The 25308-nt window shown below is 42.1% G+C and carries 19 protein-coding genes; 7 read left to right on the top strand and 12 right to left on the bottom strand.

From position 1 onward, the window contains the following. Nucleotides 1-18: 18 nt before the first annotated feature. Nucleotides 19-501, bottom strand: coding sequence for an Rrf2 family transcriptional regulator (locus HWQ41_RS18130; protein WP_292765640.1), 483 nt, complete (start codon nt 499-501; stop codon nt 19-21). 162 nt (nt 502-663) lie between these two features. Here HWQ41_RS18130 and cysE point away from each other — a divergent pair, with 162 nt between their 5' ends. Together cysE and HWQ41_RS18120 are read left to right on the top strand one after the other, a co-directional pair. Continuing rightward, entirely contained in the window at nt 664-1443 is a 780-nt protein-coding gene (gene cysE / locus HWQ41_RS18125) for a serine O-acetyltransferase (RefSeq protein ID WP_292765637.1), read from the top strand. Nucleotides 1444-1598: 155 nt separating this feature from the next. Next, nucleotides 1599-2189: a Crp/Fnr family transcriptional regulator gene (locus HWQ41_RS18120; protein WP_292765593.1), complete on the top strand. Its 591-nt coding sequence runs from the start codon at nt 1599-1601 to the stop codon at nt 2187-2189. A 234-nt stretch (nt 2190-2423) separates the two neighbouring features. On the opposite strand, the gene HWQ41_RS18115 is transcribed toward HWQ41_RS18120, so the two are convergent. The 5 genes from HWQ41_RS18115 to lepB all read right to left on the bottom strand — a co-directional run bounded on the left by HWQ41_RS18115 (nt 2424) and on the right by lepB (nt 11761). After that, nucleotides 2424-3068 carry an NIL domain-containing protein gene (locus HWQ41_RS18115; RefSeq protein ID WP_292765591.1) on the bottom strand — a complete coding sequence of 215 codons (645 nt, stop codon included), beginning with the start codon at nt 3066-3068 and terminating at the stop codon, nt 2424-2426. A gap of 316 nt (nt 3069-3384) precedes the next feature. Continuing rightward, entirely contained in the window at nt 3385-4671 is a 1287-nt protein-coding gene (locus HWQ41_RS18110) for a response regulator (RefSeq protein ID WP_292765589.1), read from the bottom strand. 268 nt (nt 4672-4939) lie between these two features. Beyond that, nucleotides 4940-6775 (bottom strand): EAL domain-containing protein, encoded by a 1836-nt coding sequence (locus HWQ41_RS18105; protein WP_292765587.1) that lies wholly within the window; start codon nt 6773-6775, stop codon nt 4940-4942. Next, on the bottom strand, nt 6772-10251 hold the full coding sequence (locus HWQ41_RS18100; RefSeq protein ID WP_292765585.1) for an ATP-binding protein: 3480 nt from the start codon (nt 10249-10251) through the stop codon (nt 6772-6774). The genes HWQ41_RS18105 and HWQ41_RS18100 overlap by 4 nt, the downstream gene beginning before the upstream one ends. 868 nt (nt 10252-11119) lie before the next feature. Continuing rightward, nucleotides 11120-11761 carry a signal peptidase I gene (lepB, locus tag HWQ41_RS18095; RefSeq protein WP_292765583.1) on the bottom strand — a complete coding sequence of 214 codons (642 nt, stop codon included), beginning with the start codon at nt 11759-11761 and terminating at the stop codon, nt 11120-11122. A 265-nt stretch (nt 11762-12026) separates the two neighbouring features. Between lepB and HWQ41_RS18090 the strand changes: the two genes are divergently transcribed. Then, nucleotides 12027-13346, top strand: a complete 1320-nt coding sequence (locus HWQ41_RS18090) for a dihydroorotase (protein WP_292765582.1) — start codon at nt 12027-12029, stop codon at nt 13344-13346. 447 nt (nt 13347-13793) lie between these two features. After that, nucleotides 13794-14969: a patatin-like phospholipase family protein gene (locus tag HWQ41_RS18085; RefSeq protein ID WP_292765581.1), complete on the top strand. Its 1176-nt coding sequence runs from the start codon at nt 13794-13796 to the stop codon at nt 14967-14969. Between the two features lie 840 nt (nt 14970-15809). Here the strand turns inward: HWQ41_RS18085 and tsaE are convergent. Then, nucleotides 15810-16265 (bottom strand): tRNA (adenosine(37)-N6)-threonylcarbamoyltransferase complex ATPase subunit type 1 TsaE, encoded by a 456-nt coding sequence (gene tsaE, locus HWQ41_RS18080; protein WP_292765580.1) that lies wholly within the window; start codon nt 16263-16265, stop codon nt 15810-15812. 47 nt (nt 16266-16312) lie between these two features. Continuing rightward, nucleotides 16313-17725, bottom strand: a complete 1413-nt coding sequence (locus HWQ41_RS18075; RefSeq protein WP_292765578.1) for a gluconeogenesis factor YvcK family protein — start codon at nt 17723-17725, stop codon at nt 16313-16315. A gap of 174 nt (nt 17726-17899) precedes the next feature. On the opposite strand from HWQ41_RS18075, the gene ruvC reads away from it, so the two are divergent. After that, nucleotides 17900-18391, top strand: coding sequence for a crossover junction endodeoxyribonuclease RuvC (gene ruvC, locus HWQ41_RS18070; protein ID WP_292765576.1), 492 nt, complete (start codon nt 17900-17902; stop codon nt 18389-18391). Nucleotides 18392-18483: 92 nt separating this feature from the next. Further along, the gene (locus HWQ41_RS18065; protein ID WP_292765574.1) at nt 18484-19479 is read left to right on the top strand and encodes an ankyrin repeat domain-containing protein; all 996 of its coding nucleotides are present in this window, start codon (nt 18484-18486) and stop codon (nt 19477-19479) included. Between the two features lie 106 nt (nt 19480-19585). On the opposite strand, the gene HWQ41_RS18060 is transcribed toward HWQ41_RS18065, so the two are convergent. The 4 genes from HWQ41_RS18060 to HWQ41_RS18045 all read right to left on the bottom strand — a co-directional run bounded on the left by HWQ41_RS18060 (nt 19586) and on the right by HWQ41_RS18045 (nt 24546). Further along, complete coding sequence (locus HWQ41_RS18060) at nt 19586-20845, bottom strand: lactate racemase domain-containing protein (RefSeq protein ID WP_292765572.1); 1260 nt, start codon at nt 20843-20845, stop codon at nt 19586-19588. Nucleotides 20846-20847: 2 nt separating this feature from the next. After that, complete coding sequence (locus tag HWQ41_RS18055; RefSeq protein WP_292765569.1) at nt 20848-21684, bottom strand: SDR family oxidoreductase; 837 nt, start codon at nt 21682-21684, stop codon at nt 20848-20850. Nucleotides 21685-22028: 344 nt separating this feature from the next. Further along, nucleotides 22029-23450, bottom strand: coding sequence for a glucuronate isomerase (uxaC, locus tag HWQ41_RS18050; protein ID WP_292765567.1), 1422 nt, complete (start codon nt 23448-23450; stop codon nt 22029-22031). A gap of 55 nt (nt 23451-23505) precedes the next feature. Next, complete coding sequence (locus tag HWQ41_RS18045; RefSeq protein WP_292765565.1) at nt 23506-24546, bottom strand: LacI family DNA-binding transcriptional regulator; 1041 nt, start codon at nt 24544-24546, stop codon at nt 23506-23508. A 185-nt stretch (nt 24547-24731) separates the two neighbouring features. Here HWQ41_RS18045 and HWQ41_RS18040 point away from each other — a divergent pair, with 185 nt between their 5' ends. Then, nucleotides 24732-25241: a gluconokinase gene (locus HWQ41_RS18040; protein ID WP_292765635.1), complete on the top strand. Its 510-nt coding sequence runs from the start codon at nt 24732-24734 to the stop codon at nt 25239-25241. The last annotated feature ends 67 nt before the right edge of the window (nt 25242-25308 follow it).

Below are 25308 nucleotides of genomic sequence, written 5' to 3'. Positions count from 1 at the left end.
GTGAATACTCCGTCGTGTCTAAATATAATACATTGGACTCTGCTGGGCGCGAGTTTCTCTTTCCTCGCACAAGTCTTGGAGTGTATAACGACCCAAAACTTCAATTGAGGCAGCGTTTGCTTGCTCCCAAACTTCATAAACCAGAGTCTTTTCTAGAGTCGGAGAGTTAGAGGTATCTTTCTCTTTCCGCTCGCCTTCAACCAAAGTGACAATTTCAAGTATTGTAATCTGCCAAGGTTCACGAGCTAAAACGAAACCTCCTTTAGAGCCGCGTTGACTCTGCACCACACCAGCACGCCGGAGGTTGGTCAAAATTTGTTCCAGATAGCGCTCAGGTATGGGTTGCTTGGCAGTGATCTCGCTCATGGTTAGAGGAAGTTTTTTTCCGTGGTGGCTTGCCAGTTCTAAGAGTGCCAGCAGCGCGTATTCCACTTTGGAAGACAGATCCAAGAGAGCGTAGTTTTGGCTATTCAAGACTGTACTCAATATACTACGGTGAATTGAGGGACTTATCGCAGTTTATGCGAAATTAATTTTTTCCAAGTGTGGAATGTGATAGCATCCCAGTTATTGCCCACAAAATCACTATACCCTATCGACTTACCGTAGATTATTATCTTACACAATTCCCATGAATGACTTGATCTTTTAGTGGGAATTATCCTGAGTTTCTGTTTTCAGAGCCTCACTTACAAACGAAAATCCCAACAGAGTATGCTACTAACTGATTTGCGAACCATTTTTGAGCGTGACCCGGCAGCCCGTAACTGGCTAGAAGTATTGTTCTGTTACCCTGGACTTCATGCCCTAGTGTTTCATCGATTGGCACACTGGCTGCATAAAATGGGAATTCCCTTTATACCTCGATTTATCTCTCATATTAGTCGCTTTTTAACCGGGATTGAAATCCATCCTGGGGCATTAATTGGTCAGGGTGTTTTTATTGACCACGGTATGGGAGTAGTGATTGGTGAGACAGCGATAGTGGGTGATTATGCCCTAATTTATCAAGGTGTCACCCTTGGCGGGACTGGGAAAGAAACCGGCAAACGCCATCCTACTTTAGGCTCTCATGTAGTTGTAGGAACGGGTGCGAAGGTATTGGGAAATATTCAAATTGGCGATCGCGTCCGTATTGGAGCCGGTTCTGTGGTGCTGCGAGATGTGCCCAGTAACACTACTGTAGTTGGGATTCCAGGGCGCGTGACTCGTCAGAACAACTCGGCTACAAATGTTCTGGATCATGATAAAGTACGCGACGTAGAAGCTGAAGTAATCCGCGCTTTATTTGAACGCGTCAAGGCTCTAGAGAAGCAGTTCGAGCAGTTGCAAGATCAATCAAGTTTGTCTCCAACTGAGCTTGGCGACCAACCAACCGACAAACCTAAGAGCGAAAATTCTGATGGGATGATTGAAGATTTTCTAGATGGTGCCGGAATTTAGGGAATGGGCATTGGGAAAGAGGAGGCAGAAGTTCTTCAATTTTGAATTTTGAATTTTGAATTGATTTCTCCCCTCTTCAAAATACCCATAGGCTCTTAGAACCTGATATAAATATAATACTACGGTTAGTTTATCGGAGAAAAGTGTTACTTAATATGGTGTCTTTGTACACAAGCTTATCTAGCTCAAACAGTAATAATACTAAGCAAATTTTTGCCCGTAGGTCATTTCTGCCAGAGCATAAAAACGGCCTTTGGAAGATTGAAACGGGTTTTGTTCGGACTTTTACCTATCTGGAAGATGGTACAACCGTTGCTCTGGGATTGTGGGGCCCTGGAGATGTCGTTGGTAAGGCTTTGTCAAAATTAGAACCTTATCAGATGGAATGCTTAACTAAAGTGGAGGCGACAGTCTTACCTCTAGAGGAGTGGACTGAACTAACAGAAACTCTACTTGCCCATATCCAACAGGCTCAAGAATTGATGATCATTCGTAGCCATAGAAAAGTGGATACTATGCTCATCAAGCTGTTGGCATGGTTATCCAAAAAGTTTGGTTCGGAAGTTGAGAAGGGACGTTTAATAGATATGCGTTTGACTCATGAAGACCTGGCGGAAATGCTCGGTTCAACTCGTGTTACCATCACTCGTGTTCTTGGGCAGTTTGAGCAAGAAGGCTTGATTGATCGTCTTTCCCTGCACCGAATTGTGCTAAAAGAAGAAGAAATTTGGTACTACGAAATTTAGATTATTTCAGCAAAACTAGCGATCGCCGTTAGCATAATTAATAATTACCCTACAAATAAATTTGATGGGTCAATAAATGATGAATTATGAATGATGAATTATGAATTATCGTAAATTAAAGGGTTTAAGACCCCTACATCTATATGTAGCACCCATTTCAGTCGGGGTTTAAATCCCCGTCTGAAATGTCTTTAATTTTGAATTTTGAATTTTGAATTTTGAATTGTTAATTGGTTAGCGATCGCTATAAACGCTAGACAAATCCAGCCAAATCGGTAGCCCCAGTTTTTCTAAATAACTCAGGCTAGAGTAAAGTTGCTTTGTTCTCCCCCACAAATCCAAGTCAAACCAGCCGTCATCTTCCGTATCGGGTTGAAGTCTAGCACTGGTGATATTGACTGTTAATCCATAACGAGAAACTAACTCGGAAATCACTGGTTCTTCATAATAAGATTTTAAGACGCACAGTTGCAAGCGCAATCGATTGGTTTGACCTAGAGAAATCCATTGCTGGAATTGTTCTTGCCATTGATTTGTCAGCCATGCAGAGTCTTTGGGACTCAGTTTGCTAGCTGGATTTGGGAAAGGTAGAGAGTGCTGGTTGGGTTGAATGTGGTTAGCGATCGCTAGTTGCAGCAAATTCACTCCCAATCCTTGCAAGTAAGATAGGCTATTTGTCAGTTTTTGGGGATTTCCTGAAAGTTCCAAATCAAACCAGCCGTCGCTGTCACTGTCTGATGTCAGGGATGCAGCTTTGATATTGACGGTTAAACCATAACGAGATACCAGTCGGGAAATTACAGGTTGCCTGTGATACCGCTGAGGCACGAGAATTCGGCTGTGGACTGAAGCGGGTTCTACAGATTTTGTAAGAGACATCAGATTAATTCCCAATAGCGATGCCGTTCGCGGAGCGTCTCGTAGAGAAGGCGGGCTGCGCCTACGCAATTTTTGGGTTCGGCAGAGAATCTTGCTGATGCTATGCCCCTACAACTCAACTGTGCCTGGTTGAATGTCAGCCTCATAGAGATTTTCATATTTTTGGCTTTTATTAAACTACGGTAACTCTATCGATTTAAGGCATTTAATTGTTATGTAAAGGAGACTCTCACAAAGCTCGCAAAAAAACAATAAGTAAATTCACGTAAATCCGGCTCAATTTATGTGGAGTACTATGGGAACGAAATATTCTCACTTAAGGCTCAGTCTGCTCTATGGGAATTTCGATCGCAAACTCTGCTCCTTTGCCAACGGATGAGGTGCAGGTAATATTTCCTCGGTGTTTTTGCACGATAATCTGATAGCTAATAGATAATCCTAGCCCACTACCTTTGCCCACAGATTTTGTCGTAAAAAATGGGTCAAATAAACGCGAGCGCAACGACTCTTCTATACCAGGGCCATTATCAGCGATCGCAATTTTGACCATATTCAAGTCTGTCACCTCTGTGTGAATCAAAATTTGGGGAGTAGGAGATTGATTTCCCACTCCCTCTTCTATTGCATCAATAGCATTATTCAACAGATGCATAAATACTTGGTTTAGTTCACTCGTATAACAAGTGACTAGGGGCAAGTGACCATAATCTTTTACTACAACAATTGCGGGACGGTCTGCTGCTTCCCTGAGTCGATGTTGTAACATCACCAAAGTATTTTCGATGTCTTCATGGATATTTACCCGTTTCATCTCTGCTTCATCATGCCGAGAGAAGTGTTGTAGCGCCAGTACAATTTCTCGAATGCGATCAGATCCTCTATACATTGCACCTATCAGGTTTTGCAGATCCTTAATTATAAAATTCAGGTCTATATTTTTGGCTATTTGCTGAATTTTTGGTGTGGGTTTAGGATATTCCTGTTGATAGACCTCAATCATATTCACTAGGTCTTGCACATATTGACCAGCATATTGGAGATTCCCATAAATAAAACTGATCGGGTTATTAATCTCATGAGCCAGCCCAGCTACTAACTGCCCCAGCGCCACCATCTTTTCGTTCTGAATTTGTTTAACTTGAGAGGCTTTCAAGTTGTCAAGAGCTTGTTGGAGTAAAAAGTTTTTTTCTTGCAGTTTAACTTGGAGCAAACGTAAATTAATCTGATTTTCAATTCGCAACACAACCTCTGCCCCATGAAAAGGTTTTGCAATATAATCTACACCACCAACATCAAAGGCTTTTACCTTATCTACAACATCATCCAAGGCGCTAATAAAAATTACTGGGACTTCACAAGTTTTATCATCAGCTTTCAGTTGTTGACAAACTTGATAGCCATCCATATCTGGCATATTGATATCTAACAAAATCACATCGGGCAAAACCATTTGACACGCAGTCAGTGCCATTTTACCGTTTAAGGCTTTGCGAACTTCAAAGCCTTGTGCAGTCAACATTGCCGATAAAAGCCGCAAATTATCTGGGGTATCATCGACCACCAAAATATTTCTTTTATGATGGTTAGTTTGATTAAAATGCATTATTATCAAAAGTTATGCGTATAATTATTGAGGATAGTAAATGCTTCTTTGAAATCACCCTGAAATTTGTTGACCAATTTCACCGAAATACTTGTATTTATAGTTTAACTCTCACGGTGGCTGGAGAGTTTTACAGACTATCAAGGCTATTGGTCAGTTATGAGCTTTGCGAACCTGATAGCCTGCTTACAGCAGTAAAGTAGATAGCACACGCAGATTCTTTAGCCGAGCGTCAACCATGAAATTTTTCCCAGGTGCTATTTGATAGCTACCATTGAGGTGCTGCGGCAAGCAACTTAAGAACCAATTGTTGTTCTATGGGTTTAGAAAACAGATATCCTTGAGCAAAATTACAGTTTAAACTTCTCAATTGGGCTAACTGTTCTTGTGTTTCGACACCTTCAGCGATCGCACTCATCCCCATTGAGTTGGCAATGCCAATCATTGCTGGTACTAACCCCATATTCTCTTTGTTTTCCTGCATACGTTTGACGAAAGATTTATCAATTTTGAGTGCATTCAAAGGAAAGATGTGCAGGTAACTCAAAGAGGAATATCCTGTACCAAAGTCATCCATAATCAACTTGATTTTTCGCTGCTTTAGTTGTTGAAGAATTATTTTAATCGCATTAGTATTTTCCATAAGTACACTTTCTGTAATTTCTAATTCCAAGTATGCAGGATTTATTTTATTTTCATAAATTATTCGGTCAATTTGTTCTACCAAATTGATCTGTGAAAATAACCGTGCACTCAAATTGACACTCATAGTTAGAGGTTCTGGTGTCACTGGATGATGTTGCCAGATGCTTAATTGATGACAAGCTGACTGTAATACCCAAGTATTGATAGCATTAATCAAACCTGTTTCTTCGGCCACAGGAATAAATTCTGTGGGAGAAACCAGACCACGAATCGGATGTTGCCAGCGTACCAAAGCTTCAAATCCAGAAATTCTGCCTGTAGTTAGGGAAACAATTGGCTGATAATAAACGAGGAATTCTTGCCTTTCAACAGCCCTTCGCAGGTCATTTTCTAACTCTAAAAGCTGAATAGCTTCCTGATGCATCAGTGGATTGAAAACGTGATAGTTGGCTCTTCCTTGAGCCTTAGCCCGATACATTGCCGTATCAGCATCCCGCAGCAAATACTCTGGGCGATCATAATCTTTATTGCCCCAACTAATACCAATACTGGCATTCATAAATACTTCATATCTTGACAGTTTAAAAGCAAGTGATAGCTGTTGGATAATTCGTTCGGCAACTTGGATTGCTATGTTGATATCTGTGATATTTTCTAGGATAATTCCAAATTCGTCACCGCCCAATCGTGATAGAGTATCGATAGGTATCAGACATCCTTGCAGGCGACGAGCAATGGCTATCAGCAATTCATCTCCCACGGGATGACCAAGAGAATCATTGATAACCTTGAAGCGATCGCAGTCCAAAAAAAGTACCGCAAACTGATAACTAGATTCTTGCTTCGCCCGATTTAGAGCATTTTCTAGTCGCCTAATAAACAAAACTCGGTTTGGTAATCCAGTCAGTGAATCATGCAACGCTATATCTAGCAGTTTACTTTGCAATTTCTGGCGGGAAGTGATTTCTTGTTGGAGTTTTTGTAGAGTTTTTTCTAGCTCCCCAGTCCTCTGTTTTACGCGATCTTCCAGTTCCACATTTAGTTTCAATATTTCTAATCGCGCCGATCTCAATGCCAGTTGATTTTGCACGCGCACTAAAACTTCTTGAAACTCAAAAGGTTTGGTGATATAGTCTACACCACCTACCCTAAAGGCTTTAACTTTGTCAAAAACATCATCTAAAGCGCTAATAAAAATTACCGGAATATCGGCTGTTAGCTCCCAAGCTTTAAAGGTCTGACAAATTTCATAGCCATCTACTTCTGGCATCATAATATCAAGTAGAATCAAATCCGGTAATACTGTTTGAGTTGCTGTCAGTGCCATTTGCCAGTTCAAGGCTTTACGAACGTTATACCCTTCCCTTGTCAATATGGAGGATAAAACCCGGAGGTTGTCCGCCATATCGTCAATGATCAAAATATCTTTTTTATCAGGGTTTAAATGCTCGTAATTCATTCTAGGTTTGTTATAGTCAATTCCATGATTTTCTCAAACTGGTAGTTATTTGCTAAATCCCGGAGAAGTTGGAAAACTTGACCATTATCTGATGGAATTTGCTTGAGTAACTCTAAAATCAGTTCATCGCTACAGCTGGCTGCGGCATAGTGGATCTGTTGGAGCCACTCAGGTGACATTTGTGATAAATGGCTCAGGAGTTCGGCAACACTGACAAACATTTGTGTAGATTGATCGACAACTGCTGTCTTTGTGATTTCTACTTGGTTGGTATACTTTACACCCAGATGTTGGCTCAGTTTTTCCAATAATACTTCCTGTGTGAATGGCTTGCGAATAAAATCATCGCAGCCAATAGACAAAATTTTCTGGCGTTCTTCCTCAAAGGCGCTAGCAGTTAGGGCAATAATGATCGTGTGTGTATTAGAGCAACCCTGTGTTACCTCAGAGAAGTCGCAAAGGGGAGGCAGGGCTGTTGGCGTCCGCGTTTGCAAAGTGGACGTACCAAATGCATCATTTCCCATGACAGCAGTTGCTTCTCCGTAGGAGTACAACTTCGGGAACCTCCGCAACGTGGCTGCCCCATGCCCTATTTGTTTAGCTTTAATCATTCTTGTGGCTTCGTAACCGTCCATGATCGGCATTCGCATATCCATAAAAATCAAGTGTGGTTGCCAAGATTCCCAATTAGCGATCGCTTCCCTACCATCAGTAGCTTCCCTGACTTCAAAGCCTAGAGGTGTGAGAATTTTAACCAGCAACAGACGGCTTTCTTTGGAGTCGTCAACTACTAAGATGCGGTATGCTTTTTCAGTCGGTGCTAAGGCTAGAATTTGGGATTTAATTTGGTTTGTCGGGATTTCTCTGGGGCAAGTTAGAGCAATCTGAACATCAAAGGCAAATGTACTACCGACACCAGGCAGACTGCTGACAGTAATATCTCCTCCCATCAGTTGCACGTATTTACGGCTAATCGCTAAACCCAGTCCCGTCCCTTGTTGGGATTTTCTGCCGATTTCGGTTTGTTCAAAAGCCTCAAACAGCAAGTCAATTTCTTGTGGAGCAATACCACAGCCAGTGTCTTGTACCTCGAAGAAGAGATAAGGGGGATAAGAAGGATTTTGCTCCCCAGCCCCCAGTCTCACCCGTAACGTCACCCTCCCCGTACCAGTAAATTTGATGGCATTTCCCAAGAGATTGAGCAATATTTGACACAATTTATTTTCGTCCGCTTCTATGTATTTAGGAATGTATTGTGCATATTCAAACAGTAATTCTAAATTTTTAGATGCAGCACGCAAGTGCAACATCTCTTCTAAGTTCTTCAACACATGAATTAAGTCAAAGCTGCTGCGATTTAATCTGATTTTGCCAGCTTCGATTTTAGACATTTCTAGAATGTTGTTAATTAACTTGAGTAGATGTTCGCCAGCACGATTAATAATTGCCAAGTTTTCTTGATGTTCCCCAGATAGCGAATAATCTCGGCTCATGACTTGGCTGAAACCAAGAATGGCATTGAGTGGGGTACGCAGTTCGTGGCTCATATTAGCGAGGAATTCGCTTTTGGCAAGGTTGGCGGCGGCGCTTCGCGCCGCTTCACGAACGGCTGCTTGTTGTTCCTGTGCCGCAATTTTTTGCGATTGAATCAGTTCTTCTTGGGTACTTTGCAGTTGCTCGATAACTTGCTGGAACTCTTCAGTACGTTTTTTTACTTTAGCCTCTAAGGTGCGATTGTATTCTGCTAATAACTTTTCTGTTTGTTTGCGTTGGGTGATATCAAAAAATGTGGCGATCGCAAAAGCCAGATTCCCCGATTCATCATAAATTGGTTTTCCTAAAACTTCAATGGGAGTAATCTTGCCACAATGGCGAATTTCAATATCATCAACCCTGACACTTTCCCCTTGCAATGCTCTCAAAACTGGCAGGCGATCGCTGGGATAAAATTGATCAGTACCGGCAAGGTAAGCTTGATATACATCTGACAATTGTTCAACACTAACTTTTGCAATCGCTCCTTGACCAAGAATTTGCTGCCCAATTTGATTTGTATAATAAGGTTCACCTTCAGCATCTATAATAAATACACCTACCGGCATGGCTTCTAAAAATTGAGTTAGCCGACTCTCACTGTGAGATAGGGCCTCATTTAAGACTTGCATCTGGGCATTCTTTGCTGACAAAGTATTAAAGGATGCTTGGAGTTGCTTTGCCATAGTTTCAAATGACTTGGCTAGTTCCCCAAGCTCATCGGAACGCTGAATTTCTGGTATTTGCTCCCATTCACCTTGAGCAATTTTCTTCGCTGATGTGTTTAATTGTAAAATCGGCTTAATTACCCAGCGAGCAGTCAAAATCCCAATTCTTGTAGCCACTAAAAAAGCAACTATACACAGCAAAAGAGTGATGTGGGTGTTGGCGTTAATTTGCTCCATAAATTCGCCTTCGGGAATCACCGCCACGATTAGCCAATCTAAACCCAGTTCGTCCCTCCAACTTTTTACCTGCACAAAATAACGCATTCCATCGGCGGTAAAATTCAGCTGTTGCTTCCCCACAACAAACTTAAGACTGCCAAAGCGTTTGATCAAGGACTGTGTTGTAAGTCTAATTAAAGAATTTTGACTATCTAATGCTGCTCGACGTTTTCCTTTACCATTAATGATGATATATGGTGGCTCGCTAGAAGAAGCCACTATTAACCCAGAATGCTCTAAAATAAAAGTTTGACCCGACCGTTCGGTATTGAATTTGGCTAAAAAGTTGCTGATTTGTGACAATATCAAATCGATACCAATCACCCCAACCAGTTTGTGAGTTTTATCGTAAACAGGATAGCTGGAAGATATGGATAAAATTTGTGGTTTATCTTCCCATTGATAAATTTGACTCCAGACGGGTTTGCCTATCTTGACTGCATCTGCATACCACGCTTCTAGGCGAGGATCGTAATTTTTGACTTGCTGCAACTGGCGGTGATTACCTTTTCGGTCTGTATTGTAAACATAAAGTTTCCCGATGCCATGTTTTTGGGTAACTTCATTAATTAAAAGTCTGCCATTATCTAAACGTTCAATACCGATAAATTCACCTTTGGGGTTGGCAAAGTTGTTGTAGCCCACATCGAAAACCTGCATTTGTTTCCAAAAGTAATTTCCGGTGGTTTTAAAGTCAGAAAGGTTGAGTAAACCTAGCTCAACTGCATCTAAATTGATTTGATTGATTTGCTTCGGGTTTGTTAAATAGTCATCAAGATGCTGTTCAATGCGATCGCAGATTTCATTTTCTAATTGAGTAGCAAGCTCCTTTACGGCTTTTTGTCCGTTTTGATACGAAAGATAGCCCACAAGTCCCACCGCCCCACAAATTTGCAATATAAAGGGCACAATCAGAACATACCTCAGAGGCATCTTGGCATAAACTTTGCCAACGAAGCGATTAATAGATTTGACGGGCTGAAGTTTGGATAACATTGTTGTTTGATTCTTCCCCAGCATATACTAGGGACTCTTTTGCAATATCAGCTACATTTAATCTTAGTATAATTACGGCGTGCGATCGCTTTGGTTATGACATATATTTTTACGTTTTACTTTAGTATAAAAACATACTTATGTTTTTATACTTGTTTGACTCGCTGAGTTCCTCCAACGCCTAATTTTCAAACAGACATCGCCTACGACGGGTGGGTACGCCATCACATCTGAAATTGCTCAGTTTAATCTGGTAATATGTCAACAGATTTTCTCGGATGAACTGAAATTTAACCGATAAACTACAGTATGCCATTCTAAAATTCAGGTTGCCATTAGCACTCAATCCTAAATTTAATTTTTAATTGCTGATGTCTTGATTTTCCGGTCTCAAAACCTCTGGACTTGTACAAAAACTTATATCCCACATTTCGTACTTCGGATTGTAATATGCGAGTATTACAAATTTTGGGCTAATGGTAGTTGAATAGCGATGTCTACGACGGGCTACGCCTACGCCAAATGCCGAGAAAATAGCAGTGTTAATACTTAATAATATCAACTGTTTTTTGTAAGATTTGTTGAAGCGCGGAATGTGGCTTATATAGCAATCCTATTTGATTTGTGAGAATTACAAGCCGCAGATCCCCGACAACTTTTACGAAGTCGGGGATCTTGTTTCTTACGAATGATTCAGGATTGCTATATTTAATTAACTACAACAATTTTAAAGAAATGTTAATTTTGTTGTGGAAATATGTCAACCTGATCGCCGATTTGTAAAATCTTGGCTAAGTTTTCCTACGGCAGTCCCTCAAGTCGGGAAACCCGCCCAAACGGCTGCCTCCCTGTTGTCTAATATTGTTAATTATGGATATAGTGGCGATTTATCTATTCCGCCAATATGATTTAGAGGCCAGAAGCGAACTACAGCACGTCCAATAATATTCTGGCGGGGGACAAGACCCCAGCAGCGGCCATCATAACTGTTGTTACGATTGTCACCTAGTACTAAATATGAATCGGCTGGTATAGTCTGGGGTTTTGCCAAAAAAGGTGGTTGTGGCCCTGATTGGCAAACATCAATGACTGTACTCTGCCCAGAACTGAGGTAATTGGCTTCTGGGAGGGGTTTGTTGTTGATATAGACTTTGCCATCCTTAAGTTGTACTTTTTCACCAGGTAAGCCAATTACACGTTTAATAAAAGCATCTTGGTATTGTTCTTTTTGTAGCTCTTGTGTAGGTGAGAATACTACAATGTCTCCCCGCTGCGGGTCAGCAAATTTATACTTCAATTTATCGACAATGATTTTGTCTGCCTCCCACTGGTTTGGCGTACCATGCAGAGTGGGTTCCATCGAGCCAGAAGGAATCCAGCGTGCTTCCGCAACAAAGGTACGAATTCCCAGAGCTAGAACAATGCTCAATACAATTGTTCTACCTAGCTCTGCGATCCAGGAATTATCAGGTTGTTGACTAGAGTTGTTATCAGACACTTGATTATGCATGAAATTACTTAACTGAAAGAAAAATGTAGGTAATTAACTCGCCTAGTGAGACTTTATCTGTTAATCTTAACGGGAAAACTTTAATTTCCTAGTCATGTTTGCATCTTGACTACCATTAGTTACTTCGAGCGCGAATAAGTTTAACCTAAAAGCATAGTTCTCTGTAATACATAAGCCGCCCTTGCTTGAATTTACATTGAGTCAATAACCAGGATGCTTGCCAACATTGCATTTCCTAATTTTGAATTTTTAATTCCTTATCCTTATGTCATCTCCACAAATTTTACTGATTCGCCACGCTCGCATAATCCTACCCAATGGGGAACTGATGATTGGGGATGTGTTGACGCGCGATCGCCAAATAGTCGAAGTTGCGCCAGAAATCTCCCAAACAGCACTAGCCACTGAAATTGACGCAGAAGGGTTAACTTTGTTGCCAGGAGTTATTGATCCGCAGGTGCATTTCCGGGAACCTGGACTAGAACATAAGGAAGATTTATTCACCGCCAGTTGTGCCTGTGCTAAAGGCGGAGTTACTTCCTTTTTAGAAATGCCCAATACGCGCCCCCTGACAACGACACAGCAGGCTTTAGACGACAAGCTAGAACGTGCCTCCCAAAAGTGCTTGGTTAATTATGGCTTTTTTATTGGGGCAACAGCAGAGAATTTACCAGATTTGCTTTTGGCAAAGCCAACACCGGGAATTAAGATTTTCATGGGGTCGATGCATGGTCAGTTGCTGATTGATGGCGAAACAGCACTCTCTGCGATATTTGCTAAAGGCGATCGCTTGATTGCCGTTCATGCCGAAGACCAAGCTAGAATCAACCAACGCCGCCAAGAATTTGCCAACATTCACGATCCAGCCGTTCACTCGCAAATTCAAGATAATCAAGCGGCACTGTTGGCAACTCAACTGGCATTAAAACTTTCTCAAAAATATCAGCGTCGTTTGCATATTCTGCATTTGTCAACGGCTGAAGAAGCAGATTTGCTGCGTCAGGAGAAACCTACTTGGGTGACAGCAGAGGTAACACCACAGCATTTGTTGTTAAATACCAGTGCTTATGAAACAATTGGTACCTTAGCACAGATGAATCCACCTTTGCGATCGCCCCACGATAACGAAGTTCTCTGGCAAGCTTTGCGCGATGGCGTGATTGATTTCATCGCCACAGATCACGCACCGCACACCTTAGAAGAAAAAGCTCAAGAATACCCCAATAGTCCTTCGGGAATGCCTGGGGTAGAAACTTCCCTAGCTTTGATGTTAACTGCGGCAATGCAAGGACAGTGTACTGTGGCTCAAGTTGTGAACTGGATGTCTAAAGCTGTAGCTGTAGCTTATGGTATTCCCAATAAAGGAGCGATCGCACCTGGTTATGATGCCGATTTAGTGCTTGTCGATTTAAACACATATCGTCCAGTTCGGCGCGAGGAACTTTTAACCAAATGCCATTGGAGTCCTTTTGAAGGCTGGAACCTCACCGGCTGGGCTACAACCACCATTGTCGGTGGTGAGATAGTTTATGACAAAGGCCAGGTAAATACGCAAGTGCGGGGTCAAGCTTTAACTTTCTTGTAGCAAATATTTATTTCAGCTTACGTAGTAGACAAAGAGTTATACATCAAAGTCATACTTTAACTGGCAAGATTTTCATCTATCCAGAGTCAGAACTAGACCAATGCGGTTTGGTTAAAGCTAAAAGGCGAAAATCCTTGTTTTTCCTCCTTTACCCTTTTAAGCAAAGGGTATTTACTTGTCGCTGTATCAGAAATTGCAACTTCAAACCCTGAATTTATTTATAGTGCAATACAGTTCAGTTAAGTATTTCTTCCTTCTCTTCCTTCTCTACGAGACGCTACGCGTAGCTTGCTTCTCCGTAGGAGTATGCGTTCTTCTCTACCAGACGCTGCGCGTTGGCGTCAGCCTATCGTAGAGATGGCGGTTCCTTAAAAAAATTAGGTATTCTTCCAGCCAGATACCGAATAGGAGTAAACAAGCTAATAGAGATAATCAAGGAGAATTGCTATGTCCTTCAAAATTTTGGCTTTAGACGGTGGTGGTGTTCGTGGAGTCGTTGCAGCCCGAATACTTCAACAAGTAGAACAAGAAATTAGAAATCAGGGGAAAGGAAACTTTTTACACGAATACTTTGACATGGTTGCTGGTACTTCTACTGGTTCAATGTTAGCAGGAGGGATTGCTGTAGGAAAGGAGAGTGATCAACTAATTAAAATGTATAGAGATCGGGGTAAAGATATATTCCCAACCGATAGAAAAGACCGCTACAAAAACTTTCCGCCGATCATAAAATCCATTTTGGATGTACTTTCACCACCTAAATATTCTCATGATGGAATTATTAGCGTCCTCAAAGATGCGTATAAATCCACAAGAATAAAGGATATTGAAAAACCGATTATTTTGATTCTTGCTTACGATACGCTATATCGGAATACAACCTTTTTTACAAATTGTCATCCCGATCTAGGAGACAGATGGTATGATGACTGTTATTTATGGGAGATATGTACCGCTTCTGCCTCAGCTCCCACTTTTTTTCCACCATATAAATTAGAACCTGTAGATAAAGAAAAATTTGGTGATTGGGAATTTCCACACATTGATGGAGGAGTTTCTGCTAATAATCCCTCTCTCGCAGCTTTGAGTCTAGTTATGAGGATCAGTCAGTCTTCAGTCTCTCCAACAATCAAGCAAAAATATAAACTTGATAATCTGCGATTGGAAGATATTTCTATCCTTTCTATTGGCACAGGTCAAACTGGTGAACCATATCAATATAAGCAAATAAGCAAATGGAGAGGCTTCGATTGGGCAAAAAATCTTACTAACATCTTTATAGAACCTACATCGGAAATTGCTAGTACGATTTGCCGACAAATCATGGGTGGATACGATTCTAAACGTTACTTACGTCTTCAGTTTGACTTAAATGAGACATTTGAACCCAAGCCAAAAGAGACTTATAAAGATCCTCGCATTCTATTACCTCCAGAAGATCGAAAAAACCGATTTACAGGAGAAAAAGTCAGTGAAGAAATAGATAACACTAGTGCGGAGGTTGTTCAGCAGTTAATAGATACTACCTCTGCATTCATTGATAAAGGTCTTACGTACTATACCAGAGACGACTCCGGCCCTCAGACAAAAAAGGCGATCGCCTCTTTCATTAGAGATAACTAGTACTTTGTCAAGCTAGTAATGAAGAGTTTCTAGTCAGGACTTTAGTGCTTATTTTCTAAGCACTAAAGTCCTGACTACGAACTTGCTTACCCATCAATTTAAACTTGACAGACTACTATAGGACTCCTATTTGATTTTTGAACAAGACTCAGTACGTATCTATCCCTTTTCCCTGTTCCCTTTCCACGCAAGTAAATTCAGGAATCAAACCGAATTCTTATAGTGCATCCACGTAGGCATATTAATGTCAACTAATATAGTATAAAACATCTCGTATTTCTACATAATTATCGTATAAATACGAGATGTTTTATTTAATATTTGCTTGATATCAGTGCTAATGACAGATGTGAATATAAGAATTATTTGCTAGTTAAAATAATTTGAACTTATTTTAAAAAATCATAAACTAGTTTCTTCTTTTGTATAGATTGTGAACCTAACTTGGGAATACTAAGCGTGAGGAAAGTTAGACGACTTATACAGAACTTGATTGTTGTTTAACTTTCCTCTACTAGCTTTCGCTACTAAATAATCAAGGGTTGGATTCCCGAATGACAGTAGGGAACTAATCTGGTTCAAGCAAGCTGACTAAGTTCTGTAAAAACTCTCATTTAACCCAACAACAGTTTATTTACATTTGCTCTGTTGCAATATATGTGCTGTTGAACAATTCTTTCGTTTATTTTTGGTTGAGATAACAATGTTAGGGACTGACAGTGGTGAACGTGGTAGTGGCAGATAGGACGAGTGTGGAGTTCTCCCTCGATTATTTGCAGAAATTTTCTACTGTTGTGATCAAAAAAGTGAAATCCCTCGTACTTAAGTCGGGAGATGAGCTTAAATCGCGGCAATGACTTCGCTAATGGCACAATTGAATGGTATGAGTTCGACTTGACGAGTGCCCCCATGCCCATAAGTCAAACTCATACTTAGATAACTATCTGGCTTGTAGGGCAATCGTTCCGCCCATTCAACTGCCACAATTCCTGGTATAACCTCAACACCTTCCCAGTAACTTTCTAAATTCAGGGGTGGAACTTCTTGTGGTTCTAAGCGATATAAATCCAGATGGTAAAGGGGGAAGCGTCCTTCCGTGTACTCATTAATCAGGGTGAAAGTGGGACTGACAATGGGTTCAGCGATTCCCAAACCCCTGCCAATACCTTGAACTAGGGTAGTTTTACCAGCACCTAAATCACCTTCTAGTAAAATTACACTGCCAGGGGTCAGAGATTCACCAAGAGTAATACCTAAGCGTAGCGTCGCCTCTGTATCTGCAAGAAAAATTTTCATAATTAATCGTTGGTCATTAGTCATTAGTCTAAACAAATGACTAATGACTATTTTTCATCTTCCTTAATTTTGAATTTTGAATTTTGAATTCCCCGAAGGGGCTGACCTCTACCGTACCACCGCAACAAAACTCGTGCTAGTTTCTGCGGATTGTGACGTACAAAACCCGTTTCATCTTCATACAAAACATTAGCTGGAACAATCCTTCGCCCTAGCTGAGTTACGGCTTCTCTATCTAGGAAAACGGGATGGGAGTTTTGTTGGGCGTAGCGCGTGAGTGATTGCTCCGAGGGGGATTTTTTGTGTATCAGCACAGCATCGAATAGCCGTCTTTGCCCACAAGCAGCATCAATTGCCCTGATGTGATCGGCAACAGTGTAGCCTTCAGTTTCTCCTGGTTGAGTCATGATATTGCAGATATAAATACGGGGGGCATCTGTTTGAGCGATCGCATCGGCAATTTCTGGTACTAATAAGTTAGGAATCAGGCTGGTATAAAGGCTACCTGGGCCAATAATAATGTAATCAGCTTCTTTAAGTGCCTTAATAGCTGCTGGCACCGCCGGAGGATTAGCTGGAATGCAGCCAATTTTGACAATTTTACCGCCAGCTTTGGGAATGCTAGACTCCCCGTCAATGCGGCGACCATCAGCCAATTCTGCCCAGAGGCGAACATCACTGAGAGTTGCTGGTAGTACTTGTCCCCGTACCGCTAGCACTTTGGAACTCGCTGCAACTGCTTGTTCTAAATCTCCAGTAATATCACTCATTGCCGTTAAAAACAAATTGCCAAAACTGTGACCCGTTAACCCATCTCCAGCCCGAAAACGGTATTGAAACAATTCTGTTAATAACTTTTCTTCATCGGCTAGTGCAGCCAAACAATTGCGAATATCCCCCGGTGGTAACACTCCAAATTCTTGGCGCAACCGCCCAGAAGATCCACCATCATCGGCGACAGTGACGATCGCAGTAATATTAGCGCTGTAAGTTTTCAGTCCCCTCAACAACGTAGAAAGTCCCGTACCACCACCAATTACCACTATTTTCGGGCCTCGGTACAATCGACGATGGGCCAGCAAGACATCAATGAGTTCCTCTCCGCCTTCTGCTCTTAGTACCTTAGTAATTGAGCCTACGGTGCGAGTTTGCCCCCAAAGCACTAACAGCAAGCCGCCAAGCAGCACCAAAGGCCCACTGATATAGTTGGGTAACATGTTGCTGATTACTCCCAGGAAACCCCTAACCAACTCGATCATCCAAAAAATTGGGGTCAGCTTAATCCAGATAGCTAATCCCAAACTCGCCAGCAGTACACCCCCAGTACTGATCAACAACCAACGTTTTACCGATAGTCCAGGGGACAACCATTTGAACCACTGGTTAACCCGATAGGAAGTACGAGAACGCGACTGCTTTTGCAGGGCGTTGAGGGCTTGTCTGAGAAAACCAATTGACATACCTGATTTGGAGCAGTGCTACAAACAATAATTAACAGAAAATGTACACCACTTGGTTTAAAACACCAGGCGTGGAACTATTATATTTGTCAATCCTATTAGACTAAGAGCAAGTGGTCAAAATTGCCAGTATTCCTAGTTAAACACTACTCTGGCTTGGTAAAAGTGAATTTAATGGAAAAACGAATTTTAGGATTAGATCCAGGACTGGCAATTTTAGGGTTTGGGGCAATTACCTGCACACAAAGTCCCAACAAGGTACAAGAAACTACAGTAAATATGCTGGATTTTGGAGTAATTAAAACGTCAGCAGGTGTAGAAATGGGACAGCGCCTATGTACATTATTCGATGATTTACACACCGTGATGGAGGAATTTAAACCAGATTTAGTGGCGATCGAGAAACTATTCTTCTATCGTATGTCAAGTACAATCCTGGTTGCACAAGCGCGGGGTGTACTCATTTTGGTGTTGGGCCAGCGTCGTCTTCCCTACGTAGAGTTTACTCCGGCTCAAATTAAGCAAGCTTTAACAGGCTATGGCAATGCTGATAAGTCAGAAGTGCAAGAGGCGGTAGCGCGGGAGTTGGATTTAGATGAAATTCCCAAACCTGATGATGCTGCGGATGCTTTGGCGGTAGCTTTGACGGCTTCTTATCAGCTGTAAGTGTGTACGCAAACAATGTTCATCTGAGCTAAGTTTAGAATCAATGTAGGAGAACCACTTATGAATATGTTTAGCTGTGCTACTTAATTTATATGTTTTACTCTGAAGGAAAACCCTGTTCAGCCCTACTTATTGCTGCTTATCGTGGACATAAAGATATCGTAGAATTGTTGGTGGCTGCTGGTGCAAGCGTTGATGTTGTAGATGGTTCGGGTGAAACACCCTTACACAAGGCATCTTCCGAGGGACATAGGGATGTAGTCGAACTTCTGATTACTAATGGAGCGCAGATCGATGCTGAAACAAAAGATGGTTGCACTTCCTTATACCTAGCAGCTTGGAATCAGCATCGGGAAATTGCTCAATTTCTGTTAGACTGTGGTGCGGTCATGCAGCCAGAGATCGCGGTGATGCTTGGAGATATTGAACTAGTCAAGCACTATCTAGATTCGGGTTTAGATGTTAATTCTTTCCTTGTAAAAGGATTAAACAAAGAAGAGTCATGGTTAATTGCAGCGATCATGGGTAGAAATAAAAATCTTATTGAACTTCTCCTAAACTGTGGAGCAAACGTTAATGAGAAGATGAAATCTAAAAACGTTTCCCCACTACATCGTGCATCTGCTACAGGTTGCCTAGATATTTGTGAGCTTCTAATAGATCATGGTGCAGATGTTAACGCTCTTGGTGAACATGGTAAAACTCCTCTACATTTGGCAACCCAGCTTGGACATCAAAATATCACAGAACTTTTGTTGGACTGTGGGGCTAATGTTAATGCCCTCGATGAATCAAAAAGTAGTCCACTATTTGAAGCTGCCCGACATCATGATCTAAGTGTAGCTGAGTCTCTTTTAGATCACGGTGCAGAAGTTAATTTAATAGACAATGAAAGTTGGACACCTCTGTTGCGTGCTTTTCAGCACTCAGGTAATGATGAGATTGTCAGAGTTCTTGTTGCGTATGGTGCTGATGTTAATGTTCGAGGTTTGAGGGGAGAAAGTCCGCTTCATCTAGCTGTTGCTCAGAGGAACAAAGATATGGTTGAGTTACTGTTAGCTCATGGTGCGCGAGAAGGTTTAGAGTGAGGTAAGCTAGGCAAAATAATCTGAGCAAAGACTCAGATATTTCTCCAAAAACGTAGTTGATGGTAAGCCAAGCGTCATTTAGAAGATAGGTTTGCTATTCTAAAGATTAAGAATTCATCCGGTATAGTATCTCGCCAGCCTTTGGCACAAGCAAGATACCTTCATCCTCATGGTTAGCCCATTCTGTGGGTCGAATGGTAGCGGGGTCACGATAGTTCAAGTTATGAGCAGCACAGCGTTCAGCAGAAATACCAGTAGCTAAAGTGACGCGAATCCGCGCTTGTTCCCCTTGTATAGGATCAAAACTACCCATACCTTTTAAGTGAGTACTATGAGCCAGCACTCCACCGGGATAGGCTTGGAATTTATCCCATTGTTTGAGGAAGTAATCGCGCACATGATAGCCAATTTGGGCTAGGATTTCGCCGTGTGTATAGCTAAACTCAGTAATGTGAGGGGCATATATAATTACTTCACCTGCGTCAGCTACTACTGGCTCTAGCTTGTACATTCCTTTAGCTGCTGTCCAAATGTCGTCATACATTTGGGGCATTACTGAAAGCACTTGTTTAAAGGGCTGATCTACATATTTAATATGCAGTTTGGCCGATAATTTTGCAGCATCTTCCCAGGCTGACTCTGGTTTATCTATATATAGTCCAGCTAGCTGATTAGTTTTTGGTGCAACCACCATCGCCAAACAAAGTTTCGGGGTAGAAATCAAGTTAGCGGCTCGGTTAATCAAGCGTCGAACTGGTGTTATTCCCGGTGTACCAATAATTTCGTAACAGGTGATTAAAGCACCTAACCAGTGTGAGAGATTAATTACCTCCTGACCACCAATGCCGGGAAAAAAGTATTTATTTCCACCAGAGAAACCGACAACTTCGTGGGGAAATACCGGGCCGCAAATCATTATTAGATCGTACTCTGTTACCAGCTTGTTAACACGTACTTCAACTGCTTGATGTAGCATTCCCCGGCTGATCTCTGCTATTTCATCTGCTGAAATTACTCCACAAGAAATAAAGGTATCCGGCTGATTCCAAAGGTGGTTAAAGATGCGAACTTTTTTAAAAGTTGTTTCTCGCTCTTCCGGTGTTACCCCTACCAAGTGATTGATTTGTTCTTCACTCATGGGATTATGTGTACCCAGAGCGATCAAAAAATCCAGAGCCGCTACCCTTTTACTCAACTCATTATGAAGCAATCGAAACATTTGAGGTATGGGGGCAGTGCGGGTACTATCTGGAATTAATACTAGGATGCGCTGTCCATCCAACTTAGGGTCTGCTAAAGCTTGATGAACTAGATCGGAAACTTGCTCATCTGAAAGTGTCCCGTTAGTTACGGCTAATGAATACATTTTTAAACTCCGCTGTAGATACTAAACCCACCGTCTACAGGTACGACTACTCCGTTGACGAAACTAGAACCAGAACTGCATAACCAAATTAAGGTGCTGAGTAATTCATCCGGTTTTCCGAAACGTCCGGCGGGGGTATGCTCAATGATTTTTTGCCCGCGTATAGTCAAGCTTCCATCTGGATTTAACAGTAAATCTCGATTTTGCTCTCCAATAAAAAAACCTGGCGCGATCGCATTTACTCGTAGTCCATCACCATACTTTTGGGCGAGTTCTACCGCTAGCCAGCGAGTAAAGTTATCTATCCCCGCTTTAGCGGCTGAGTAGCCAACCACGCGGCTAATCACCCGAATGGCAGACATAGAAGAAATATTCACAATACAACCGTGGGGCTGATTTCTTTCGACCATTGCTTGACCAAAAACTTGGCTAGGCAGTAAAGTACCGAGTAAGTTGAGGCTAACTACTTCCTCAAAAGCTGCGTGTGGCATATCAAAAATAGTAGCGTCAGCAGTAATTGTGGCAGCAGGAATATTACCACCAGCCATGTTTATCAGGATGTCTATCTGACCCCAACGCTGTATAATAACATCCCTGGCTATTTCTAATTGGGAGCGATCGCCGACATCTGCCAGTACAGCTATGCTTTCTCCACCGTTAGCGGTAATTTCAGCCACTACCGCACCCGCCCGTGCTTCATTACGACCCAAAACGACGACTCGCGCTCCAGCAAGGGCCAAACCCTTTGCCATAGCCCCACCAAGCACACCAGAACCGCCTGTGACTACTGCTACCTGCTCTTTTAGGCTAAAAAGTTTATTTAAAATCAAGTCTGGCATCAATGATTACCCTGCTTATTCCAATTCGTAATTCGTAATTAAAAAAGTCAAATTCCTCCATAACCTCTTATCTCTGTGTTCTCTGCGTCTCTGTGGTTAAATAACTGATAACGACAGAAACGCAGAGAGAAAATAAAGAGATTTTACGAGTTACCTTGAAAGGGCTAGAGACTCTTTTCAAAGTCTTAGATTCTCCCAACCCCCCCCTTAAAAAGGCTTGCTCCAAGTCTCTTAAAGTCCCCCTTTTTAAGGGGGATTTAGGGGGATCTATAAAGTTAGGAGGCTAAACGAGTAGTTTGAAAACACGCCCTAGTTCCTAATAGCTTGATTTGGGAAAATTGGTATTAATCCAATTTGTAAGCAACCTTAGCGAGGTCGTAAGCCAAAGCGCGGGCCATATCATACCCTTCCTCTTCCTCAACCAATCCACGTGTTACCAATCCAGCTAACCAATTACAAGCTACTCGCCGCCAGATATTGTGACGAGCCGGAATAGAAACGAAAGCGCGAGTATCATCATTAAACCCGGCAGTATTATAAAGTCCAGCAGTTTCCATTACCTGATTGAAGTAGCGCTCCATGCCATTAACGCTGTCGTGAAACCACCAAGGCGGCCCGAGCAGTATGGTGGGATAATGACCGGCTAGCGGAGCCATCTCTCGGCTCAGGGTGCTTTCATCCATGCCAAAAATAATTAAGTGGAAGCGTTGATCATTACCGTAGGCTGACAACAATGGGCGCAAATTTTGAGTCCACTCTATTTTTAGCGGAATATCAGCACCTTTATCAGATCCAAATCTCTCAAATAAAGCCGGGTTATGGTTACGCATAACACCACAATGCATTTGCATCACTAAGCCATCTTCCACACTCATCCGCGCCATTTCCATGAACATATGACCAGTAAAATGTTCTACATCACTTGGATTCAGCTTGCCGGTTAATGCTCTAGCAAAGATAGCTTCTGCTTCTTGGTCAGAAAGGCGTGTGGTATAAGGTGTAGCTGCACCTTGATCGGTAGCTGTCGCGCCCATTTTTTTAAAGAAAGCTCGACGTTCTTCTAAAGCTTGCACAAAAGCAGCGTAAGTATTAATTTCTCTACCGATAGTGCTTTCCAATTTAGCAAGATTTTCGCGCCAACCAGGAGCATCCAGGTTAACTACTGCATCTGGTCGAAAAGTTGGTCTGATTTGAGTAAAACCTTCTTCGTGGAGCGATCGCTGATTCTCTAGGGTATCACTGGCTGCATCGGTAGTACAAAGCACTTCGATGTGAAAGCGTTTGAATAAAGCACGGGGGGAGAACTCAGGCAAAGCTAACAGACCTTCCAGGTAATCATAGATATGTCCAGCATTGCGAGAGTTTAAAGGTTCATCTACGCCAAAGACGTTAGTTAGTTCGTCTTTGAGCCACAACCCGGACGGAGTACCCTGGAATAGATAAAAATGTTCGGCGAACAATTGCCAGATTTTGCGGTGGTCAGTTTCTGCTGGTGAACCATCACTAGTAGGTATGCCCAAAGCTTGCAGAGGTATGCCCCGACTATAGAGCATACGCAAAAGGTAGTGGTCAGGGATAATCAGTAATTCGGTCGGTGAACCAAAACGGGCTGCTGGATTAGCTAACAAGGCTGGATCTACGTGGCCGTGTGGGCAGACTAGAGGTAGCGCAGATATACTGTCAAAAAATTCATGGGCTAGTCGTCTTTGAACTGGTTCTGGAGAAAAACAGCGATCGGGAGATAAGCTCGGTTTTTTGGTTAACATAATTTTTGTTTGATTAAAATTTTTTCAAATTACTACTCCCCGTCTCAGTCGTGGTCTAAATACCTGAAAATTGCTGTAATGCTGCACTACTTCCACGCTGTACTAGAAAAGGACATAAAACGCGGTTTTCTACAGTTTTTTCTTCTAATAAATCGAGTAACATTTGCATGGCATAGCCACCAATTTCTAACATTGGCTGGCTGACTGTCGTGAGTGCCGGCGTAACGTAACAGCCCAAAGCAATACCATCAAATCCGACGAGACTTAAATTTCGCGGTACTAAAATACCTAGTTCTTGGCAGACTAGCAGAGCGCCAACCGCAACCATATCGTTGTAACAAAAGATGCCTGTCACCTCAGCAGTCAATAGTTTAGATAGCATCTGTTGTCCGGTGGCAACATCGCTTGTTCTGGTATCATAGTCATCACTAATTGCAACCCAATCAGTATTTTGTGGTATGCCAGCTTCAGCAAGGGCCATTCGATATCCTTCTAGGCGCTGCTGGTTCGACCTACTGCGATCGCTTACACCCAGATAACCAATAGCGGTGTGTCCCAGACTTATGAGATGCTCTACGGCTAATCTAGCACCTAAGCGATCGTCTATTGCCACTGAGTGAAATATTTCGGATTGATCTTCGGTCTGGCTATTAATCAGAACTGTGGGCACAGCAATTTGCGTTAGTTGTTTGATATGCTGTTTACTAATTCGTGAGTCGGCTACTAAGATCCCGTCTACTCTCCGGCGATGAAAAGTATCAATAGCTGCTATTTCCTGCTCAAAATCTCGGTGTGAAGCACTCAACAAAACACTCAAGCCTGCGGGTCTGGCGATCTTCTCGATTCCCTCTACTACCTCAGCGAAAAAGGGATCTGCGATTGAAGTTACTACTACACCAATGGTATTAGTACGTTTATTTTGCAAGCTTTGAGCAATAGCATTCGGCACATAGCTCATCTCCTGCGCCAGTCGCTTAATTTCTTCTCGCACTTTCGGGCTAATTAGAGCGTTATCTCGCAAAGCGCGTGAAACTGTGGAATGAGAAACGCCTGCTCTGCGAGCAATATCTTCAATTGAAATTCTTCGTTTATTCATATTTTATCTGATGCTTTTACATATAATTGCACACGTGTGCAATTATATGTATTATAGAAAATAATCGTTATTTGTCAAGAGATTTAATCCAACTCACATTTCGCATGAAAAGGAGTCAGGAGTCCTGAATTCTGGCTCGGTTTCAATAACTTAACTTTTCTTAAAAAAAAATGATTAAGCAGTCAATGATTATTATCGTAATGGGTGTATCAGGTTCTGGCAAAACTACCATCGGAAAACTGCTAGCAGACTCCTTAGAATGGGAGTTTAGCGACGCTGATGCTTTCCACTCGCCAGAGAATGTTGAGAAAATGCGGCGCGGTATCCCTCTGAGTGAAGCTGACAGGATGCCTTGGTTGCAAGATTTGCAAACAGCTATTAAACACTGGCTGCAAGAAAATAAAAATGTGGTGCTGGCGTGTTCGGCTCTAAAAGATAGCTATCGGCAATTTCTGGTATTGGATAGCAATGGCTCCGCCAACGCCAAGGGCGAACGCATCAAGCTAGTTTACCTCAAAGGGTCTTATGAGTTGATTCAAATGCGGCTGCAAGAGCGTCGCGATCATTACATGAGCGAAAAACTCCTCAACAGTCAGTTTTATACTCTTGAAGAACCATTGGATAGCATATCTATGGATGTTGCACAGTCACCCCAGGTAATTGTCCAAAACATTAGAATGGCTTTGGGAATTTAGCTTATTGGTGACAACCGTAAGATTAAGATTAATCACGTCTCTACGAAAACACGAACTTTTGGTAACT

Origin of the sequence: Nostoc sp. NOS(2021), from assembly GCF_017115025.1 — a bacterium.
In the GTDB taxonomy this organism is placed as follows: domain Bacteria; phylum Cyanobacteriota; class Cyanobacteriia; order Cyanobacteriales; family Nostocaceae; genus Nostoc.
Note: the sequence above shows the minus strand (reverse complement) of the source record. Positions and strands in the feature narration are given on the sequence as shown.

What these genes read in the sequence shown, in the direction of transcription:
- HWQ41_RS18120 (WP_292765593.1), top strand. Translation starts at nt 1,599, where the DNA reads ATGGTGTCTTTGTACACAAGCTTATCTAGCTCAAACAGTAATAATACT.
- HWQ41_RS18115 (WP_292765591.1), bottom strand. Translation starts at nt 3,068, where the DNA reads ATGTCTCTTACAAAATCTGTAGAACCCGCTTCAGTCCACAGCCGAATT.
- HWQ41_RS18110 (WP_292765589.1), bottom strand. Translation starts at nt 4,671, where the DNA reads ATGCATTTTAATCAAACTAACCATCATAAAAGAAATATTTTGGTGGTC.
- HWQ41_RS18105 (WP_292765587.1), bottom strand. Translation starts at nt 6,775, where the DNA reads ATGAATTACGAGCATTTAAACCCTGATAAAAAAGATATTTTGATCATT.
- HWQ41_RS18100 (WP_292765585.1), bottom strand. Translation starts at nt 10,251, where the DNA reads ATGTTATCCAAACTTCAGCCCGTCAAATCTATTAATCGCTTCGTTGGC.
- lepB (WP_292765583.1), bottom strand. Translation starts at nt 11,761, where the DNA reads ATGCATAATCAAGTGTCTGATAACAACTCTAGTCAACAACCTGATAAT.
- HWQ41_RS18090 (WP_292765582.1), top strand. Translation starts at nt 12,027, where the DNA reads ATGTCATCTCCACAAATTTTACTGATTCGCCACGCTCGCATAATCCTA.
- HWQ41_RS18085 (WP_292765581.1), top strand. Translation starts at nt 13,794, where the DNA reads ATGTCCTTCAAAATTTTGGCTTTAGACGGTGGTGGTGTTCGTGGAGTC.
- tsaE (WP_292765580.1), bottom strand. Translation starts at nt 16,265, where the DNA reads ATGAAAATTTTTCTTGCAGATACAGAGGCGACGCTACGCTTAGGTATT.
- HWQ41_RS18075 (WP_292765578.1), bottom strand. Translation starts at nt 17,725, where the DNA reads ATGTCAATTGGTTTTCTCAGACAAGCCCTCAACGCCCTGCAAAAGCAG.
- ruvC (WP_292765576.1), top strand. Translation starts at nt 17,900, where the DNA reads ATGGAAAAACGAATTTTAGGATTAGATCCAGGACTGGCAATTTTAGGG.
- HWQ41_RS18065 (WP_292765574.1), top strand. Translation starts at nt 18,484, where the DNA reads ATGTTTTACTCTGAAGGAAAACCCTGTTCAGCCCTACTTATTGCTGCT.
- HWQ41_RS18060 (WP_292765572.1), bottom strand. Translation starts at nt 20,845, where the DNA reads ATGTATTCATTAGCCGTAACTAACGGGACACTTTCAGATGAGCAAGTT.
- HWQ41_RS18055 (WP_292765569.1), bottom strand. Translation starts at nt 21,684, where the DNA reads ATGCCAGACTTGATTTTAAATAAACTTTTTAGCCTAAAAGAGCAGGTA.
- uxaC (WP_292765567.1), bottom strand. Translation starts at nt 23,450, where the DNA reads ATGTTAACCAAAAAACCGAGCTTATCTCCCGATCGCTGTTTTTCTCCA.
- HWQ41_RS18045 (WP_292765565.1), bottom strand. Translation starts at nt 24,546, where the DNA reads ATGAATAAACGAAGAATTTCAATTGAAGATATTGCTCGCAGAGCAGGC.
- HWQ41_RS18040 (WP_292765635.1), top strand. Translation starts at nt 24,732, where the DNA reads ATGATTATTATCGTAATGGGTGTATCAGGTTCTGGCAAAACTACCATC.